Genomic DNA, 4,389 nt, shown 5'->3' on the forward strand with positions numbered 1-4,389 from the left:
CATCGCCGAACGCCCGCCGCACTGCGGCGGGCCGGAGTTCGAAGAGCAGCCGCCGCGATGAACCGCTCTGCTGGTAGCCACCCGCGCGCCGCCAGCGTTAGCTCGCCCCCGGGCGGTCGACCCGTTACGGCGCGCAACTAGGCGCCGATGTCGCGCTGAATAGCCGTCGTTGCGACACGTCGCCCGCCGCTCCGACGGCAGTCCGACGCTGCCGTCGCAAACCACGAACCCCGTCGCACAAATCCCGCCCTCGCCCGCTCCACGGCCGCTCAAGTTCGACGCTTTCCCGTCGTACCACCTCTGGCACGGCCATTGCACAAGTCCCGGCATGAGCCGTCCGACCCTGCAAACCGCCGTTATCCGCTCCGAGGCCGTCGCATGAGAATCAAGCGTTTCGTCGCCCCCGACATGCGCACCGCGCTGAAGATGGTGCGCGAGGAGCACGGCCCCGACGCCGTGATCCTGTCGAACAAGCCCGTGCACGGCGGCATCGAGATCGTCGCCGCCACCGATTACGACGAGGCGCTGGTTCAGCAGGCGCTGCGCAATGCCGCCGAGGAGCCCGAGCGCCCGGTCACCGCGCTCGACACCACGCCGTCGTTCGTCGCCGCACCGCCGCGCGAAATGGTCGCCGCGGTCGGTGGCGAGCCGAAGTCGCTGTCCCGCGCCGACGCCATGATCGCCGCGCTCGCCGGCAACTCGGCGCAGGCCGCCGCCACGCGCACCGCCCTGGCCGATCGCGCCCGCGCCGCTGTGCAGGACGAGAAGCCGGCGCTGGCCTCGCTGCTGCGCAAGCCGACGCCCGCCGTCGAACCCGCGCCGATGCCGAAACCCGAGCACGCCGAATTCGACGCCGACCGCCCGGGCGACGACTTTCGCGCGCTGCTGCGTCGCCTCACCGTTGAAGACGAGCCGACCGCCACCTTCAGTTCCCGCGCCACCGAAATGGCGCAGGCCGAAGCGGAATACGTGCAGACCCGCGCGCAGGCGCATGTCGAAGCCGCCGCGTCGATCGACGACATCATCGAAGCACCGGTCGTCGCCGTCGCCGAAACGCTGGCGCCGATCGAAGCGGAGATCGTCGAGATCCCGGCGCCGGTGATCAAAGCTGTCGTTTCGACGCCGGCGCCGGTCATCGCGATCTCGCCCATCGTCGAGCCGAGCTTCGCCGAACTCGGCGCCACCGCGCCGGTCGTCGCGCCGGTGCAGACGCAGACGTTTGTCGACGCGTTCGACCCGCTAGCGGAGATGGCCGCGGTGCAGGCGCCCGCGCCCGTAGCAGTCGCGCCGACACAGATCGTCACCGTCGCTGCCCCGCCGACGCTGCAGCTGGTCGTCAACCAGTCGGACGACCCGACCATCGTCGCGATGCGCAACGAACTCACCTCGATGCGGCAGATGATCGAGCGCCAGATGGGCCAGTTCGGCCTCGAGCGCNNTGCAGGCCTACGGCATCGACGACACGCTCGCGCAGACCATCGCGTCGCGCATCGATCCCAAGCTCGAGCCGTCGAAGGTGAAAGCGCCGCTGCTCGCTGAACTCGCGCGCATGCTCACCATCTCGCGTTCCGAACCGCTCGAAGACGGCGGCGTGTTCGCGCTNNGCCGGCAAGACCACCACGCTCGCCAAGCTCGCCGCACGTTTCGCACAGCGCCACCGCGCACGCGACGTCGCGCTCGTCACCACCGACGTCGAACGCCCCGGCGCGCGCGAACAGCTGCACGCGCTAGGCCGCAAGCTCGGCATCACGGTGTGCGAAGCAGAAGGCCCCGAAGGCCTGACCGACGCGCTCGACCAGCTCGTCGACTACCCGCTCGTGCTCGTCGACACCGCGGGGTATGCGGCGCGCGACAAGGCGCTGCTCGGCCAGGTCACGTGGCTGCGCGCGACGCGCAACCTGCGATCGCTGCTGGTGCTGCCCGCCAACCTGCAGCAGCAGGACATGTCCGAAGCCGTGCGTCGCTACCGCATGGCCGCGCCGGAAGCCGTCGTGCTGACCAAGCTCGATGAAACCGGCCGCCTGGGCAGTGCGATTTCCGTCGCGATCAAGCATGGCCTGCCCCTTGCATACACCACGGCAGGCCAGCAGGTGCCGGCCGACCTCGAAGCCGCGGATGCATCGCGACTCGTGCTCCAGATCGAAAAACTCCGTCGCGCCGCCGACAACCCGCTCGCCACCGAGGAACGCCATGTCGTCGCCTGATCCCATCGCTTCCACGCGCATGGCTACGCCCGCCAACGATGCCGCCGGCCCGGTGCGCGTCATCGCCGTCGCCAGTGGCAAGGGCGGCGTCGGCAANNACCTCGCGATGAGCCTGCAGAACGCCGGCCACCGCGCGCTGCTTCTCGACACCGACCTCGGCCTCGCCAACGTCGACGTGATGCTCGGCCTGTCCCCGCGCTTCACGCTCAGCGACGTCTTCGCCGGCCGCTGCGACCTCGCCGACACGCTGATCGAAGGTCCGAACGGTCTTCTCGTCGTGCCTGCCGCGAGCGGCAAGCGCCACATGACCGAACTCACGCCCGCGCAGCACATCGGGCTGGTGCATGCGTTCTCGCAACTCGACGCGCCCATCGACGTGATGGTGGTCGACAACGCCGCCGGCATCGCCGACAGCGTGCTGACCTTCTGCCAGGCCGCGCAGGATGTGGTCGTGGTGGTCTGCGACGAACCCGCGTCCGTCACCGATGCCTACGCACTCATCAAGGTGTTGTCGCGTGAGCGCGGCGTCACCCGCGTGCAGGTGCTGGCCAACCAGGTCGGTCATCCGTCCGAAGGCCGCCAGCTGTACGACAAGCTCGAACGCGTGACGTCGAAGTTCCTCGACGTGACGCTCAACTACCTCGGCGCGATCCCGCGCGACGAATGGCTGCGACGCGCCGTGCAGCGCCAGGAGGCCGTCGTCGACGCCTTCCCCGCCGCACCGTCGTCGATGGCGTTCCGCGAGATCGCCAAGCGCGCCGGTCAGTGGCAGACGCCGTCGGGCCCGCGCGGCCACGTCGAGTTCTTCATGGAACGGTTGATCCCCACAGCGCGGAGTGCGACGGCATGAGCATGACGGCGACTGCAGTCAAGGCGAATCAATACAAGCAGACGCGGAGCGTGAGCGAGGGCTTCGACGCCACCGCCGTCGTCGTGCGCCACGGCGAACTCGTGCGTCGCATCGCCCACCACCTCGCGGCGCGCTTGCCGGCGAGCGTGGAGGTCGACGACCTCATCCAGGCCGGCATGCTCGGCCTGATCGAGGCGGCGAAGAATTTCCAGGCCGACCAGGGCGCGGCGTTCGAGACGTATGCCTCGATCCGCATCCGCGGCGCGATGATCGACGAGATCCGTCGTGGCGACTGGGTGCCGCGCAGCGTGCATCGCCGCTATCGCGACGTGGTCGCGGCGACGCGCCAGGTCGAGCAGTCGAACGGTCGCGCGGCGAATTCCGCCGAGATCGCCGAAGTGCTCGGCGTGTCGGTCGACGACTACCACCACATGCTCGAGGACGCCTCGCGTGGCCAGCTGCTGTCGCTGGACGAGCAGATGGACGACTTCGATGGCGAACCGCGACTCGCGGCCAGCTGCAACGTCACCCCGGCGCGCGAGCTCGAGCATTCGGTGTTCCGCCAGGCGCTGGGCGAAGCGATCGGCAACCTGCCCGAGCGCGAGCAGCTGGTGCTGTCGCTCTACTACGAGCAGGAAATGAACCTGCGCGAGATCGGCGCGGTGCTCGGCATCAGCGAATCGCGCGTCTGCCAGATTCACGGCCAGGCGATGCTGCGCCTGCGCGGCCGGCTGGGTGACTGGCGCGATACGGCGGCGGAGCACGTCGAGGCGTGATCCGTATCGACCCGGACCTACCGGGTCGATTGGCCAGGCGCGACATGTGATGCGCGTCGCAAGCGTGCCGTGTCGCGCGTAGCGACGCGCTGCGGCCTGCTTGCTTCCCAACTTGTGCGCGGCGCCCTCAAGAACCCGGCCGCGACGCCGATAGCTCACCAAGGAACGCCCGGAACCCGTCCATGGACAAGAACATCAAGATCCTGATCGTCGACGACTTCTCGACGATGCGCCGTATCGTCAAGAACCTGCTCAACGACCTCGGCTTCTTCGACACCACCGAAGCCGAAGACGGCAACAGCGCGCTCGTCGAGCTGCGCAAGGCCAAGTTCGACCTGATCATCACCGACTGGAACATGCCGGGCATGCCGGGCATCGACCTGCTCAAGAACGTGCGCGCCGATGCGGCGCTGCAGAAGATCCCGGTGCTGATGGTCACCGCCGAAGCCAAGCGCGAGCAGATCATCGAAGCCGCGCAGGCGGGCGTGAACGGCTACGTCATCAAGCCGTTCACCGCGGCGGTGCTGCAGGACAAGCTGGCCAAGATCTTCGAACGCAT

The 4,389-nt window shown here is 68.7% G+C and carries 4 protein-coding genes; all 4 read left to right on the forward strand.

Features of this window, described 5'->3' with window-relative positions; translation table 11 throughout:
- Positions 1-1,535 precede the first annotated feature (1,535 nt).
- Entirely contained in the window at positions 1,536-2,204 is a 669-nt protein-coding gene (locus ACKTTN_RS14735; protein ID WP_407910658.1) for a hypothetical protein, read from the forward strand.
- A complete protein-coding gene (locus tag ACKTTN_RS14740; protein ID WP_407910656.1) occupies positions 2,191-3,054 on the forward strand; it encodes a MinD/ParA family protein in 864 nt (287 codons plus the stop codon). Before ACKTTN_RS14735 ends, ACKTTN_RS14740 begins: the two co-directional genes overlap by 14 nt.
- Before the next feature lie 2 nt (positions 3,055-3,056).
- Positions 3,057-3,830: an RNA polymerase sigma factor FliA gene (locus tag ACKTTN_RS14745; RefSeq protein ID WP_407910659.1), complete on the forward strand. Its 774-nt coding sequence runs from the start codon at positions 3,057-3,059 to the stop codon at positions 3,828-3,830.
- Between the two features lie 182 nt (positions 3,831-4,012).
- Positions 4,013-4,389, forward strand: a 377-nt coding sequence (gene cheY / locus ACKTTN_RS14750; RefSeq protein ID WP_407910657.1) for a chemotaxis response regulator CheY, incomplete at its 3' end; no start/stop codon positions are given.

Source organism: Lysobacter claricitrinus (assembly GCF_045866565.1).
Lineage (GTDB): Bacteria > Pseudomonadota > Gammaproteobacteria > Xanthomonadales > Xanthomonadaceae > Cognatilysobacter > Cognatilysobacter claricitrinus.